Origin of the sequence: Jannaschia seohaensis, from assembly GCF_900116765.1 — a bacterium.
In the GTDB taxonomy this organism is placed as follows: domain Bacteria; phylum Pseudomonadota; class Alphaproteobacteria; order Rhodobacterales; family Rhodobacteraceae; genus Jannaschia; species Jannaschia seohaensis.
The window spans coordinates 100,748-114,425 of record NZ_UETC01000002.1 but is presented as its reverse complement, the minus strand read 5'-3'; the positions used below and the strand labels follow the sequence as shown (position 1 = coordinate 114,425).

At 67.8% G+C, this 13,678-nt stretch carries 14 protein-coding genes; 11 read left to right on the top strand and 3 right to left on the bottom strand.

Going from position 1 to position 13,678, the window contains the following annotated elements; translation table 11 throughout:
• Positions 1-92: 92 nt before the first annotated feature.
• The 4 genes from DTQ71_RS05270 (at position 93) to DTQ71_RS05255 (ending at position 4,341) form a co-directional block, all read left to right on the top strand.
• Positions 93-836: an alpha/beta fold hydrolase gene (locus DTQ71_RS05270; RefSeq protein ID WP_109563248.1), complete on the top strand. Its 744-nt coding sequence runs from the start codon at positions 93-95 to the stop codon at positions 834-836.
• Positions 837-880: 44 nt separating this feature from the next.
• Positions 881-1,870 (top strand): alpha/beta hydrolase, encoded by a 990-nt coding sequence (locus DTQ71_RS05265; protein ID WP_109563247.1) that lies wholly within the window; start codon positions 881-883, stop codon positions 1,868-1,870.
• A gap of 109 nt (positions 1,871-1,979) precedes the next feature.
• The gene (gene hisD / locus DTQ71_RS05260; RefSeq protein ID WP_109563246.1) at positions 1,980-3,305 is read left to right on the top strand and encodes a histidinol dehydrogenase; all 1,326 of its coding nucleotides are present in this window, start codon (positions 1,980-1,982) and stop codon (positions 3,303-3,305) included.
• 94 nt (positions 3,306-3,399) lie between these two features.
• Positions 3,400-4,341 carry an ester cyclase gene (locus tag DTQ71_RS05255; protein WP_109563245.1) on the top strand — a complete coding sequence of 314 codons (942 nt, stop codon included), beginning with the start codon at positions 3,400-3,402 and terminating at the stop codon, positions 4,339-4,341.
• A gap of 3 nt (positions 4,342-4,344) precedes the next feature.
• On the opposite strand, the gene DTQ71_RS05250 is transcribed toward DTQ71_RS05255, so the two are convergent.
• Positions 4,345-4,917: an exopolysaccharide biosynthesis protein gene (locus tag DTQ71_RS05250; protein WP_109563244.1), complete on the bottom strand. Its 573-nt coding sequence runs from the start codon at positions 4,915-4,917 to the stop codon at positions 4,345-4,347.
• 133 nt (positions 4,918-5,050) lie between these two features.
• On the opposite strand from DTQ71_RS05250, the gene DTQ71_RS05245 reads away from it, so the two are divergent.
• The 6 genes from DTQ71_RS05245 to DTQ71_RS05220 all read left to right on the top strand — a co-directional run bounded on the left by DTQ71_RS05245 (position 5,051) and on the right by DTQ71_RS05220 (position 11,480).
• Positions 5,051-5,806 (top strand): SDR family NAD(P)-dependent oxidoreductase, encoded by a 756-nt coding sequence (locus DTQ71_RS05245; protein WP_109563243.1) that lies wholly within the window; start codon positions 5,051-5,053, stop codon positions 5,804-5,806.
• Positions 5,803-6,837, top strand: a complete 1,035-nt coding sequence (locus tag DTQ71_RS05240; protein ID WP_109563242.1) for a LacI family DNA-binding transcriptional regulator — start codon at positions 5,803-5,805, stop codon at positions 6,835-6,837. The genes DTQ71_RS05245 and DTQ71_RS05240 overlap by 4 nt, the downstream gene beginning before the upstream one ends.
• Positions 6,834-7,814 carry a nuclear transport factor 2 family protein gene (locus DTQ71_RS05235; protein ID WP_109563241.1) on the top strand — a complete coding sequence of 327 codons (981 nt, stop codon included), beginning with the start codon at positions 6,834-6,836 and terminating at the stop codon, positions 7,812-7,814. The genes DTQ71_RS05240 and DTQ71_RS05235 overlap by 4 nt, the downstream gene beginning before the upstream one ends.
• Positions 7,815-7,887: 73 nt before the next feature.
• Positions 7,888-8,847, top strand: a complete 960-nt coding sequence (locus tag DTQ71_RS05230) for a cupin domain-containing protein (protein WP_109563240.1) — start codon at positions 7,888-7,890, stop codon at positions 8,845-8,847.
• Between the two features lie 130 nt (positions 8,848-8,977).
• Positions 8,978-10,183, top strand: a complete 1,206-nt coding sequence (locus tag DTQ71_RS05225; protein WP_172500043.1) for a hypothetical protein — start codon at positions 8,978-8,980, stop codon at positions 10,181-10,183.
• 166 nt (positions 10,184-10,349) lie between these two features.
• Positions 10,350-11,480, top strand: a complete 1,131-nt coding sequence (locus DTQ71_RS05220) for a cobalamin-independent methionine synthase II family protein (RefSeq protein ID WP_109563239.1) — start codon at positions 10,350-10,352, stop codon at positions 11,478-11,480.
• Between the two features lie 28 nt (positions 11,481-11,508).
• On the opposite strand, the gene DTQ71_RS05215 is transcribed toward DTQ71_RS05220, so the two are convergent.
• Positions 11,509-11,967, bottom strand: coding sequence for a hypothetical protein (locus DTQ71_RS05215; protein WP_109563238.1), 459 nt, complete (start codon positions 11,965-11,967; stop codon positions 11,509-11,511).
• Positions 11,968-12,075: 108 nt separating this feature from the next.
• Between DTQ71_RS05215 and DTQ71_RS05210 the strand changes: the two genes are divergently transcribed.
• Positions 12,076-12,501 carry a SufE family protein gene (locus DTQ71_RS05210; protein WP_109563237.1) on the top strand — a complete coding sequence of 142 codons (426 nt, stop codon included), beginning with the start codon at positions 12,076-12,078 and terminating at the stop codon, positions 12,499-12,501.
• 182 nt (positions 12,502-12,683) lie between these two features.
• On the opposite strand, the gene DTQ71_RS05205 is transcribed toward DTQ71_RS05210, so the two are convergent.
• Positions 12,684-13,586 (bottom strand): LysR family transcriptional regulator, encoded by a 903-nt coding sequence (locus DTQ71_RS05205; protein WP_109563236.1) that lies wholly within the window; start codon positions 13,584-13,586, stop codon positions 12,684-12,686.
• Positions 13,587-13,678: the final 92 nt, after the last annotated feature.

Sequence of the window (13,678 nt, the reverse complement as noted above, 5' to 3'; positions counted from 1 at the left end):
CTCATTGGTCACCTGTCAATACATGTGACTACTAGGTCACCTGTTTGCATGTGCGGCCCTCGCGGTCTATCTGCGGGCCAGGAGGACCCGCCATGCCCATGATCGACCGAGACGGAACCCCGCTCGCCTATGAATTCACCCCGGGCGAGGCCCCCGCTGTCGTATTTCTCGGCGGCTTCAAATCGGACATGCAGGGCACCAAGGCGCTGGCCCTCGAAGCCTGGGCGCGGGCACGGGGCCAGGCCTTCCTCCGGCTGGACTATTCGGGCCACGGCCAATCCGGGGGCACCTTCGAGGCGGGGAGCATCGGCGCCTGGTATGCGGACGCGCTGGCGGTGATCGCCCATGAGATCACGCAGCCCTGCGTGCTGGTCGGCTCGTCCATGGGCGGCTGGATCGCGCTGCTGATCGCGCGGGAGCATCCGTCGCGCGTCGCGGGCCTCGTGACCATCGCGGCGGCTCCGGATTTCACCGAGGACGGCTATTGGGCCTCATTCGACGAGGCGCAGCGCGTCGCCCTGTTCGAAGCCGGGCGCGTAGCGGTGCCGTCGGACTATGGCGAGCCCTATGTCATCACCAAGCACCTGATCGAGGAGGGGCGGGAGCGGCTGGTGCTCCGCAGCCCCCTGCCGCTGCCGGTGCCGACACGGTTCCTGCAAGGAACCGCCGATGCCGACGTGCCCGAGGCCTGGGCCCATCGCCTGCTGGCCCATGCCGAGGGGCCCGACATCCGGCTGACACTGGTCAAGGGCGCGGATCACCGCTTCTCGGAGCCGGACCAGATCGCGCTGATCGAACGCAGCGTCGAAGAGGTGCTGGACCGCATCGCGCCTTGACCTGAGCGCCGCCCTCCTGTGCCCTGGGGGAAAGAGAGGGTGCCATGGTCACGGTTCTGCGCGGAATTCTGTTTCTCTTCATCGGACTCGCCATCGCGGTCGCTGCCCTCTGGGTCGTGGGTCCCTATGAGGAGGTCGATACCGAGATCGCCTTCGATCCGGGGGCTCTGCCGGAGGATCTGGACGGGTGGCTGGCCGATACCGAAAGCCAGGTGCCCAACCTGCGGCCCGGCTCCGCCAAGCGCATCATCTGGGCCGGCGCGCCCGGGCAACGCACCGATCTGGCCATCGTCTACCTGCACGGCTTCTCGGCCAACCTCTGGGAAATCCGCCCCGTCGCCGACCGCGCCGCCGCGGCGCTGGGCGCGAACCTGTTCTATCAGCGCCTCGCGGGCCACGGGCGGGACGGGGCGGCGATGGCGGAGCCGCGCGCGGGCGACTGGTTGGAGGACGTGGCCGAGGCGATGGCGATCGGCCGGCGTCTGGGCGACCGGGTCGTTGTGGTGGGAACCTCGACCGGAGGGCTCCTGGCCGCGATCCTGGCGGCGGATCGGGCGCTTGCTGCGGAGCGGGAGGGGCTGGCCGGTGTCGCGCTGGTCTCGCCGAACTTTCGGGTGGCCGGTCCGGCGGCGCAGCTACTCTCCTGGCCCGCGGCGCGCTATTGGGTGCCGGTTCTTGCCGGGGAGCAGCGGGGCTTCGAGCCGATCAACGCGGCGCAGGCGGAGCATTGGACCACGCGCTATCCCACCGTCGCGGCGCTGCCGATGCAGGCTCTGGTGGATCACGCGGAGGATCTCGATTGGGGCGCGGCCCGGATGCCGGCGCTCTTTTATTTCTCGCCCCGAGATCAGGTCGTCATGCCCGCAGCCACCGAAGCCGTCGCCGCCGCCTGGGGCGGAGCGGTCACGGTGGAACGGGTGCCGCCGTCGCCCGGCGACGATCCCTCCGAACACGTGATCGCGGGCGAGATCGTCTCTCCGGGCCGCACCCCGGACGCCATCGCCACGCTGACGGCCTGGTTGCAGGGGCTCTGACGCTGGGCGGCGAGCGGCTGCGGGTAGGCGACTTGCATACGATTGCAAAAACTGTTTGAGCGTCCGGCACGGCTCGCCTATCCTTGCCGCAGCAATGGGAGGACAGTGCATGGCCGAGCATCTCAAGACCGCCAAATCCGAAGCCGACCGCGCCGAGGACGACGCGAAAGTGCGTGCGTCGGTCGAGGCCGCGCTCAAGGACATCGAGGCGCGCGGTGACGTGGCCGTCCGCGAGATGGCGGCCAAGTTCGACAATTACGAGCCCGAGAGCTTCCGCCTGAGCCAGGCCGAGATCGACGCGCTGATCGGCGAGCTGTCGGACCGGGAGTTGGCCGATATCAAATTCGCCCAGGAGCAGGTCCGCAATTTCGCGCGCATCCAGCGCGACTCGATGAAGGATGTCGAGGTCGAGACCATGCCCGGCGTCATCCTGGGCCATCGCAACATCCCGGTGCAGTCTGTGGGATGCTACGTGCCAGGGGGCAAGTTTCCGATGGTCGCCTCGGCGCATATGTCCGTCGCCACGGCCAGCGTCGCGGGCGTGCCGCGCATCGTCGCCTGCACCCCGCCCTTCAAAGGCAAGCCCAACCCCGCCGTCATTGCCGCCATGCATCTGGGCGGCGCCCATGAGATCCACGTTCTGGGCGGCATCCAGGCCGTGGGCGCCATGGCGATCGGCACCGAGACGATCGAGCCGGTCCATATGCTGGTCGGCCCCGGCAACGCCTATGTCGCGGAGGCCAAGCGGCAGCTCTTCGGCCGGGTCGGTATCGACCTCTTCGCGGGCCCGACCGAGACCATGGTGATCGCCGACCACACCGTCGACGCCGAGATCTGCGCGACCGACCTGCTGGGGCAGGCGGAGCATGGCTATAACTCGCCGGCCGTGATGCTGACCACGTCGCGCAAGCTGGCCGAGGCGACCCAGGCCGAGATCGACCGCCTCCTGGGCATCCTGCCGACCGCCGAGACGGCGCGGGTGAGCTGGGAGGAATATGGCGAGGTGATCCTCTGTGAGGACCATGACGAGATGTTGGCCCTGGCCAATGACATCGCGTCCGAACATGTGCAGGTCATGACCGACCGGGACGATTGGTATCTGGAGAACATGCACTCCTACGGGGCGCTGTTTCTCGGGCCGCGCACGAACGTGTCCAATGGCGACAAGGTGATCGGCACCAACCACACGCTGCCGACCAAGAAGGCCGGGCGGTATACGGGCGGGCTCTGGGTCGGCAAGTTCATCAAGACCCATAGTTATCAGAAGATCACCACAGACGAAGCGGCCACGCTGATCGGGGAGTACGGCTCGCGGCTTTGCATGTTGGAGGGCTTCGTGGGCCATGCCGAGCAGTGCAACGTGCGGGTCCGGCGCTATGGCGGTGTGAACGTGCCCTATGGCGCGGGCGCGCCCTATCGCGAGGCGGCCGAGTAGCGGGAGGCCGCGCCGGGGCATCGAGCCCCGGCACGGCCTGCGAGAGACGCTGTCTCTCGCGCTCTCTGAGGTATTTTTGGCAAGATGAGGATCCATGCTGGAGGCGCTTGGCGATTGCTCCGCGCGTGAGATGCGTGGGGCGGTGGAGGCGGCGGTCGCGCCCGATGCGGTGGTGCATCTGTCTCATCCGTTCGGGGATGTCATCGGTGGGGCCGGCCTTGTCGAGGCGGCGCTCGCGCCGCTTTGGGCGGCGATGCCGGATGTGGAGCGGCGGGTCGATATTTCGGTTCGGGGGATCTGCGGGCACGGGCAGGATTGGATCGGGCAAGCGGGCCATTATCAGGGGCGGTTCGCCGCGCCGTTCCTGGGTATCCGGCCGACGGGCCGCCTGGCCGCGCTGCGCTACCACGAGTTCTTTCGGATCGAGGACGGCCGGGCGGTGGAGGTGCAGGCGATCTGGGACTTGCCGGATCTGATGGCGCAGGCCGGTCTCTGGCCGATGGGTCCTCCTTTGGGCGCCCGCGGGAGGGTCCCCGCGCCCCCGACGCAGGACGGCCTGCGCATCGAAGGGGACGGGGCGGCCGCGCTCGCGGTGGTCGAGGACATGCTGGCGCATCTGCACCTCTCGCCGCAGGGCGAAGAGGCGATGCGTCTCCCGGACTTCTGGCATCCGCGCTGCTCCTGGTACGGGCCGGGCGGGATCGGGAACCTGCGGGGGATCCGGGGCTTTCGCGATCATCACCAGATCCCCTTCCTGTCGGCGATGCCGGACCGGGCCGCTTTGATGGAACAGGGGCACCTGTTCGCTCAGGGCAACTACGTCGCCTTCACGGCGTGGCCCGGGATGCGCATGACATTGACCGGGGATGGGTGGCTGGGGATCGCGCCCGCCGGCCAGACGCTCACCATGCGGTCGCTGGATTTCTGGCGGGTCGAGGGTGCGCTGATCCGGGAGAACTGGGTCACGGTGGACCTCTTGGATATCTGGGCGCAGCTCGGCGTGGATGTGCTGGCGCGGATGCGGCAGCTGCTCTGACCGTCAGGGCCAGAGCCACCAGATCGTGCCGAAGGCGGCCGCCGTGCAGGCCCAGGCCAGCGCCATGACGCGCCCGTCGCGGGCGAGGAGGGCCAGACCAAACAGCACGATCGTTCCCATCGGGATCGAGGAGGCGAAGGGCACAAGCTCCAGCCCCGGCACCGTGGCGCAGAGCGCCAGGATCGCCGCCGCCGCGAAGCGCGGCGCGGGTGGCGCCACGAGACATGGGAGATGGCCGCCAAGATGCCGGTCGGCCCATTCGGCGGCAGGACGCAGCCGGTCGGTGGCTTGCGCCAGGCGGCTGGCCCCGACCGATCTCCGGGCCAGAATATCCGGCAGCCAAAGGTTCCGACGCCCGATCAGGATCTGCATCGCGACGACCGCCACGATCGAGGCCAGAAGCGTCGGCACGCCGGGAAGGCCTCCGATCGGTGTCAGCTCAAATGCGGCCGGGATGGCGAGCAGCGCGCCGATCGACCGGCGCCCGAGTTGGCCGGCGACCCGGTCCGCGCTGACCTCTTCGGTGGCCGTCGCGCTCTCCTCCAGGGTCTCGATGATCTCGGTCGGTTTGGTCATATCCGTTCCGCGGTTGGGGCCGAAACACGAAACGCAACGCGCCAAACCATGCTCCAGTTCTTTGAAACCTCTTGAACCCGTAGTCCGGCGGTGATTGCATACGCTTGCACATCACCTCGTTCGGAGACCCGCCATGACCCTTCCCCGCACGCCTTCTTTCCGGCTCGAGGGACGCCGGGCTTTCGTCCCCGGCGGCACGCGCGGCATCGGTCTGGGCTGTGCCGCGGCGCTCGCCGAGGCGGGGGCCGAAGTGACCGTCGCCGCGCGCAGCGAAGCCGGGGTGGAGACGGCCGTGGCCGCTTTGCGCGAGGCCGGATATGCTGCCGACGGGCTGGCGCTGGACGTCTCCGACCTGGACGCGCTGGACGCCGCGCTGGAGGCGCGCGCGCCCTTCGACATTCTGTGCAACTCCGCCGGAATGGCGCGGCACGGGCCCTCGATCGAGACCGAGCCCGAAGATTTCGACGCCGTCGTCAGCCTCAACTTGCGCGCCGCCTATTTCATGGCGCAGCGCGTGGCGCGGCGGATGGAGGGCGGGGGCTCGATCATCCAGATCAGCAGCCAGATGGGGCATGTCGGCGGGATCGACCGGGCCGTCTATTGCGCGACCAAGCACGGCGTCGAGGGCATGACCAAGGCGATGGCGATCGAGTGGGGGCCGAAGAATATCCGCGTCAACACGATCTGCCCGACCTTCATCCTGACGCCTCTGACCCAGGCGACCTTCGACGATCCGGTGCGTCGCGCCTGGATTGACGAGAAGATCAAGCTGCCCCGCGTGGGCGAGGTGGAGGATATCATGGGCGCCGTGGTCTTCCTCGCCTCGGATGCCAGCGCGATGATCACCGGCACCTCGATCCTGGTCGATGGCGGATGGACCGCAGGATGAGCGGCAAGAAGGTCACCTCGCTCGACGTGGCCCGGGCGGCTGGCGTCAGCCAGTCGGCCGTCTCTCGCGTCTTCACCAAAGGGGCCTCGGTCAGCGAGGCGATGGAGAAGCGCGTCCGCGAAGCGGCCGAGCGACTGGGCTACCGTCCCAACGTGCTGGCCCGGTCGCTCATCACCGGGCGGTCGCGGATCGTCGGGCTGGTGGTGGCTTATCTCGACAATCCGTTCTTCGCCGATGCGGTCGAAAAGCTGTCCCATGCGCTCCAGGCCGAGGGCTATCACCTGCTGATCTTTACCGTCGGGAATTCCGGGGCCGATCTGGACGGGGTCGTGTCGGAGCTGATGGATTACCAGGTGGACGCGCTGATTGCCGCGTCGGTGGATCTCTCGGGCGCGCTGGTCGCGCGCTGCGCGTCGGCCGGTCTGCCGGTGGTGCTGTTCAACCGCGGAATCGACAAGTCCGGCATGTCGGCGGTGACTTCCGACAACCGGGCGGGCGGGCGCCGCGTGGCGGAGTTCCTGTTGGCGGGCGGGCATGAGCGGATCGCGCATATCTCCGGCTGGCAGGGCTCCTCGACGGGGCGGGACCGGCGCGAGGGGTTCGAGGCGGGGCTGCGCGCGGCGGGCGCTGCGCCGCTGGAGGTGATCGACGGGCGCTACAGCCGCGCCGAGGCCGCCGAGGCGGCGCGGGCAATGATGGACCGGCCCGACCCGCCGGACGCGATCTTCGTCGGCAACGACTATATGGCGCTCGCCGTGATGGACGTGCTGCGCTTCGATCTGGGGCTTTCGGTGCCGGGCGATGTCTCGGTGGTGGGTTTCGACGACATCGCGATGTCGGCCTGGCCCGCCTATGACCTTACCACCCTGCGCCAGCCCGTGCGCCGGATGATCGCCGCCACCGTGGAGGAGGTGTTGGCGCGCATCGACACGCCCTCTCGCCGCCCCAGCCGCATCGAGATCGAAGGCCCGCTGGTGGTGCGCGGCTCCGCCCGGCTGCCTCGGAGCGGATCCGGGGGGGAGTCGGAGTGACCTTGGATGGCCGGTGGAACGACCTGCCCGACTACATCATCGGGATCACCAAGGAGATCTGGGAGGATCGCGGCATCTCGACCCTCCGTGACTTTTACGCCCCGGACATCGTCGTGCGCTCGCCCGCCTCGGTCGTGGTCGGCAACGGGGACGTGATCGGGGCCACCATGGCCACGCTGGCGGAGTTTCCCGACCGCGCTTTGCTGGGCGAGGATGTGATCTGGTGCGAGGACGGGGCAGGGGGGCAGTTGTCCTCCCATCGGCTCTATTGCACGGCGACGCATCTGGGCGATGGCGTCTATGGGCCGGCGAGCGGGGCCAAGCTGGCCTACCGCATCCTGGCCGACTGCCATGTCTCGGGCACCGTCATCGACGATGAATGGCTGGTGCGCGACCAGGGCGCGATCGTCCGGCAGATGGGGATGACCCCCGAGGCCTTCGCCGTCGACCTGATCGAGAAGGAGGGCGGGCCGTCGCGCTGCGTCCCGCCCTACACCCCCGAGACCGAGCGCGCCGGCCCCTATACCGGCAGCGGCAATGGCAATCCCTGGGGCGCGCGACTGGCCGAGATCCTATCCCGGATCATGGCCGCCGACATGCGCGTCATCCCCGAGCGGTATGATCGGGCGTGCCACCTCGAATACCCGTCCGGCCGGACCGCGCATTCGCCGGATGGCGCCGACCGGTTCTGGATGCCGCTGCGCGCCGCCTTCCCGAAGGCGGCGTTCACCATCCATCACGCGATCGGCCGCGACGACCCGATGATGCCGCCCCGCGCGGCGGTCCGCTGGTCGCTCTGGGGCCGCCATTCCGGCTGGGGCGGTTTCGGTGCGCCCACCGGGGCGATGGTCTACGTGATGGGGATCACCCATGCGGAGTTCGGCCCGTTTGGCCCGGATGGCTGGTCCATCCGACGGGAATGGACGCTCTACGACGAGACCGCCATCTGGAAACAAATTCACCTCGGCGCGACCTGACCCGCCACCGGCCGTCGGCGGAGCGCGGGGCGGCCCGCGCCCCCTTACGGCCCATGCATCACGGGAGAGAGACATGACCCAGCCCACGATCGTTCGCTACGGCGAGCTTCAGCCCTGCAAGACCGCCTTCATCGACGCCCATACGCCCGGCTCCAACCTCAAGGAGAATTTCACCATCATCGGGGGCGGCGTCTCCGAGAGCGCGGACCAGTTCGTCCACATCACCGAGTCGCATGGCTTCAACATAGGCGCGGCGGGCCAGCCGCCGAAATGCCGCAACTCGCTGCATTCGCACCGCACCGCCGAAGTGTTCTGGATCCTGACCGGCCGCTGGCGCTTTTTCTGGGGGCGCTGGGGCGATGCGGGCGAGGTCGTGCTGGAGCAGGGCGACATCATCAACATCCCGACGGGCATCTTCCGGGGCTTCGAGAATATCGGCGACGATTACGGAATGATCATGGCCGTGCTTGGCGGTGACGACGCGGGCGGCGGCGTGATCTGGGCGCCGCAGGTGATCGAGGACGCCAAGGATCACGGGCTCGTCCTGGCCGAGACCGGCAAGCTCTATGACACCAAGAAGGGGCAGAGCCTGCCCGAGGGCGTCGGACCGATGAAGACGCTCACGGACGAGCAGTTGAAGGACTACCCGGAGCTGACGCCGCAGCAGGTCGTCGGCTGGGGCGTGCGCCGCTACTGGGACATGGTCGCGCTGGCCGGGAAAAAGCCGCTCAAGGTGATCGGGGCCGAAGGCATCATCCGTGACCGGCCCGGCTTCGAGGTCGATCTCATTACCCGCGGCAGCGCGACCGAGACGCCCCATTCCCACGACCGGCCCTCCGTGCTGATGCCTGTCACCGGTCATTGGCGGGTGACCTGGGACGGCGGCTCGGACACGCTCGCGCCCGGCGACACCATGTCGGTGCCCGCGGGTCTCAGCCACGCGGCCGTCCCGTCGATGAGCGGCGACGCCGCACTCTACCATATCGTGGCGACGGACGATCCGGCCGGACCTTCCTCGCTTTGGCCCGCGTGACGGTGCAGCCGGCTCTGGCGGCCCAAGGGAAGTGACGCTACGTTATTGAACGACGTTCACGAAAGTGTTTGCTTTCGTGGGTGCCGCTCCGCTACAAAATTTGAACATAGTTCAAGAACTGGAGGCTCTGATGTATGTCGTCGCAGATACCCACCGCCTTCTGGCCGAGGGCGCGCTGACGCCCGCACAGGTCGATATTCTCCGCGCCCAGGCGCGCGAGACGATGATGAAACTCGCCATCAACCTGCTGCTGACCGGTGGCATCTTGGCGGCGACCCTCGGTCTGATCTTCTGGCTGGCCGAGCCTTTGCCGGTCGCGGGGGCCGGGGCCGTCGCGCTGGCAGGGGGGCTTCTGGCGCTGGCCAAGGGGGGCGAGACACTGCGCTTCTTCGGCAATGCGGCGGCGCTGATCGGGGCCGGGCTGCTGCTGGGCGGGGCCGCCTTCGAGCTGATGGACAAATACGAAGATATCGCGGGTCCGGCCATGTTGCTTCTTGGGGCCGCCGTGGCTGGAGGCTTCGGCATGGCCCTCGGTCGCCCGCGTCTGACCTCCCGCTTTGCCTGCGGGGCGATCGGATTGATGGGCTTGGCCTTGCACCTGACGGGCCTGGCCGCCCTGATCGAGCTGAACGACATCACCGGATGGCCCGTGGCGCTGGCCTCGCTCTATGCCGCCGCCGCCCTGGTCGGCGCGGGGATCGTCACCGATCTGCGCGTGGTCACGGCGCTGGCTATCGTCCCCTTCGCCCAAGCGCTGTCGACCGGCACGATCTACTGGCACGCGGCCTATGTGTTCTATTCCCCGGAACCGACGCTTTCGATCCTCCAGATGGGCGCGCTCGTGGCGGGCGGTCTGTGGGCGGCCCATTCCCTCGACCCCCGCTGGGGACGCCATGGCGGTATCCTCGCGATCATGGCGGCGATCGTGGCCAATCTCTGCGCGCTGGTCGGCTCGCTGTTCGGCGACCGGGTGGGGGAGACGCTCTGGGGTCCCGGCCGCTCCTGGTGGAGCAATCGCGAGGCCTACGAGTCGCAGGAGGCCTGGGCCGCCGCGCTGGATGCCTTCAACGAGACCGCGCTGTTCATCCCCGAGGGTGTCTATTCGATCCTCTGGGCTCTCGCGCTGGCCGCCGCCGTATTCTGGGCCGCGCACAAGGCCCGGCGCGGGCTCTTCAACGCCGCGGTGACCTTTGCCGGCATCCACGCCTATACCCAAGCTTTCGAGACCTACCATGACGAGCCCCTAGTCTATGTCGTCGGAGGGCTGGCCGCGATCCCGCTGGCCTGGGGGCTGTGGCAGCTCGACCGCCGCTGGATGGAGCCGCGGGCCTCTTGAAGGGAGCGTCAAAGGCGACGGGCGGCCGGGCCGGGCCGCCCGCGTCGCTGCCACGTCGAACAGCGACACTGCGCCGAGACGCCCCGCGAACCTGCCCCGGCATGGATCTGTTGCCCTCCCGGCCGGTGCATGTAACTCCTGCATAGGTATTCAGGAGGAGTCCGCCATGCCCATCCGCACCACCCATGTCGGGTCGCTGCCGCGCACCCAAGAGACGGTCGACATGATCTTCGCCCGGGAGCGGGGCGAGGCCTATGATCAGGCCGCCTTCGATGCGCAGATGACCGCCGCCTCCTCCGAGACGGTGCGTCGGCAGGTCGAGGCGGGCATCGATATCGTCTCGGATGGGGAGACCTCGAAGATCAGCTACGCGACCTATGTGAAGGATCGCTATACCGGGTTCTCCGGCGACAGCCCCCGCAACGCGCCCGCCGATCTCAAGCTCTTCCCCAACTTCCTGAAGCGCCTCGCGGCCGATGGGGGGACCCCGAAATACGCGCGGCCGATGTGCACCGGCGAGGTCCGCTCGAAGGGCCAGGACGAGTTGAAGACCGACATTGCCAACCTCAAGGCCGCGATGGCCGAGCATGGCGCGGCCGAAGGCTTCATGAACGCCGCATCGCCGGGTGTCATCTCGCTGTTCCTGCAGAACGATTTCTACCCGACCCGCGATGCCTATCTGGCGGCGCTCTCGGATGCGATGCGCGACGAATACCGCACCATCGTCGACAGCGGCCTCTACCTGCAAGTCGACTGCCCGGATCTGGCCTTGTCCCGGCACATGCTGTTCGCCGACCTCACGGACGCGGAGTTCCTCAAGATCGCTGCCGGCCATGTCGAGGCGCTGAATGCCGCGCTGACCGGCATCGACCCGTCCCGCGTGCGCGTTCATATCTGCTGGGGCAATTACGAGGGTCCGCATGTCTGCGACATCCCGATGGACACGGTCTTCTCGACCTTCCTGTCGGTGAATGCGTCGCAATTGCTGTTCGAGACCTCGAACCCGCGCCACGCCCACGAATGGCAGGTATTCCGTGACCGCGCGTCGGAGATCCCCGAGGACAAGGTGCTGGTGCCGGGCGTGATCGATTCGACCTCGAACTTCGTCGAACACCCCGAGGTCGTCGCCGAGCGCCTGGGCCGCTTCGTGCAGATCGTCGGGGCCGACCGGGTCATTGCCAGCAGCGATTGCGGCTTTGGCACCTTCGCCGGGTTCGGGGCGGTGGATCCGGATATCGCCTATGCCAAGCTCGCCACTCTGGCGGAAGGCACCAAGCTGGCCAACGCCCGGGCGTGACCTGAGCGGCCGCCGGCCGCTTGGGCGCTCACCGGCGGGAGGTCGCCCGGTTGCGCTGCGCCTGGATCGCGACGGTGCGAATGCCCGCCAGATCCTGCCGAGACAGGAAGGTGCCCGCCAGAACCTCGCGGGAGGGTTGGGTGCCGACCGGGCGCGGCTCTACCGGGGGCAGCAGCCGGAACTCCAGCAGCAGGGTCGCGGCCTCGTCGGTCGGCACACGCACCAGGGTCGCGTCCCAGAAGCCCTGCGTCGGCGGCAGGCCGACCGCCGAGACGATGACGCCGCCCGGCGTCGGCGACAGCTCCATCGAGACGACCTGATCGACCAGCGGCTCGCCGAGTCGCGCGCGCAGTTCGTCGAGCACGTCGCGATTGTTCGAGAAGTCGAAGGCGCGAATACCCATGCCTCCGCCGCCGCTTTCGCCGCCGCCGCCGCAGCCCGCCAGCGCCAGGAGGGCCAGGCCCGCTGCCAGTGTCGCCTTGCGCATCTCGTCTCTCCTCGTCTCCGCGATTGGGCTAGCCCATCCGGTGCGGCATGGGAAGCCGCTGGACGCCATCGGCCGAGGCCCCTAACTCCAGGCGGGAAAGGGGGCCCCATGGCACAGGAAAAGTTCGAAGAGCTGGTCGAGACGTTCGAGTTCCTGGACGATTGGGAGGACCGGTATCGGCACGTCATCGATATGGGAAAGGCGTTCCCGCCGCTCGATGACGCGCTGAAGGTGCCGGCGACCAAGGTCGATGGCTGTGCCAGCCAGGTCTGGATTCACCCGCGGATCGAGGGGGAGGGGCCGGATGCGCGCTTCGATTTCGAGGGCGAGTCGGATGCCATGATCGTCCGTGGCCTGATCGCCGTCTTGCACGATCTCTATGGCGGGCTGCCGGTGGCTGAGGTCGGTGCCGTCGATGCACTTGCGGAACTCGCCCGGCTGGGCTTGGACGAGCATCTGTCCTCCCAACGCTCCAACGGATTGCGCGCGATGGTGCGGCGCATCCGTGAGGTCGCCGCACAAGCTGCGGGCTGACCGCAAAAAAAATGGCCGGACGCGAAGTCCGGCCAAGTCCAACAGGGAGGTGAAGGGGCGCGCTGCGCCGCTTCAAGAGGACAAATAGGAAGCAGTGTGACTACGGACAAGGCAGAATTTGAACCGAGCGGTGCAACTCCGCTATGCGTCTAGCGCAAAGCTCGCGGGACGGCTGACGAGAGTCAGGTCCCGCGTTCCTGCCGGGACCGGCGGTAGGCGATGACCTCCTCCAGGACGAAATCGCGGAACGCCTCGACCCGGCGCGATCCGCGCAGCTCTTCGGGGAAGGCCAGGAAGACCGGCACCTCGTTCGACTCGACCTCCGGCATCACCCTGACGAGGTTCGGGAAATCTTGCTGCAAATAGTCGGGCAAGACGCCCACGCCCAGATTCGACAGCACTGCCTGAAGCACGCCGAAATAGTTGTTCACCGTCAGCAGGCGCCCGATCGGATAGCTCATCAGCTCCCGCACCAGCATCGCCCCGGCCGAGACCTGCGTTGCGCTGACGTTCTGACAGATCAGGCGATGCTCGGGCAACTCGTTCGGCGTCAGGGGCTTGCCATTCTCCGCGATGTATTCGGGCGTCGCGAAGAGCTGCATCCGGACGTCCATCAGCCGCTTGCGCACCAGATCGGCCTGTGACGGCTCCTTGAGGCGGATCGCCACGTCGGCCTCGCGCATGGGCAGGTCCAGGACCCGTTCCTCCAGCATCAGGTCGAGGGTCAGGTCTGGATATTTAGCGTAAAGCTTGTGCAGCCGCGGCGCGAGCCAGATCGAGCCGAAGCCGATCGTCGTGGTGACGCGCAGATTGCCGAACACCTCCTCCTCGCTGTCGCGAATGCGGGCGGCGGCGGTTTCGAGCCGCTTGGTCATGTGCTGTGTCGCATCGAACAGCAACTCGCCCTGCTCGGTCAGGATCAGCCCGCGCGCGTGACGGTGGAACAGCGTGGTGTCGAGCGATTCCTCCAGCGAGCGAATCTGCCGGGAGACCGCCGATTGCGACAGATGCAGCACGTCGCCCGCATGGGTCAGCGACCCGGCATCGGCAACGGCATGGAAGATCCGCAGTTTATCCCAGTCCATGACGATTCCTCCGCTCACCACGCTTTGCTTCGCATGATGTCACTCGGACGATAAGCTCAAGATAAAAGAAACCGCTTTATAGGTCAGTTATC

Coding starts and splice junctions, on each gene's coding strand:
- DTQ71_RS05225 (WP_172500043.1), top strand. CDS start 8,978: ATGTATGTCGTCGCAGATACCCACCGCCTTCTGGCCGAGGGCGCGCTG.
- DTQ71_RS05240 (WP_109563242.1), top strand. CDS start 5,803: ATGAGCGGCAAGAAGGTCACCTCGCTCGACGTGGCCCGGGCGGCTGGC.
- DTQ71_RS05205 (WP_109563236.1), bottom strand. CDS start 13,586: ATGGACTGGGATAAACTGCGGATCTTCCATGCCGTTGCCGATGCCGGG.
- DTQ71_RS05270 (WP_109563248.1), top strand. CDS start 93: ATGCCCATGATCGACCGAGACGGAACCCCGCTCGCCTATGAATTCACC.
- DTQ71_RS05255 (WP_109563245.1), top strand. CDS start 3,400: ATGCTGGAGGCGCTTGGCGATTGCTCCGCGCGTGAGATGCGTGGGGCG.
- DTQ71_RS05245 (WP_109563243.1), top strand. CDS start 5,051: ATGACCCTTCCCCGCACGCCTTCTTTCCGGCTCGAGGGACGCCGGGCT.
- DTQ71_RS05215 (WP_109563238.1), bottom strand. CDS start 11,967: ATGCGCAAGGCGACACTGGCAGCGGGCCTGGCCCTCCTGGCGCTGGCG.
- hisD (WP_109563246.1), top strand. CDS start 1,980: ATGGCCGAGCATCTCAAGACCGCCAAATCCGAAGCCGACCGCGCCGAG.
- DTQ71_RS05250 (WP_109563244.1), bottom strand. CDS start 4,917: ATGACCAAACCGACCGAGATCATCGAGACCCTGGAGGAGAGCGCGACG.
- DTQ71_RS05210 (WP_109563237.1), top strand. CDS start 12,076: ATGGCACAGGAAAAGTTCGAAGAGCTGGTCGAGACGTTCGAGTTCCTG.
- DTQ71_RS05265 (WP_109563247.1), top strand. CDS start 881: ATGGTCACGGTTCTGCGCGGAATTCTGTTTCTCTTCATCGGACTCGCC.
- DTQ71_RS05230 (WP_109563240.1), top strand. CDS start 7,888: ATGACCCAGCCCACGATCGTTCGCTACGGCGAGCTTCAGCCCTGCAAG.
- DTQ71_RS05220 (WP_109563239.1), top strand. CDS start 10,350: ATGCCCATCCGCACCACCCATGTCGGGTCGCTGCCGCGCACCCAAGAG.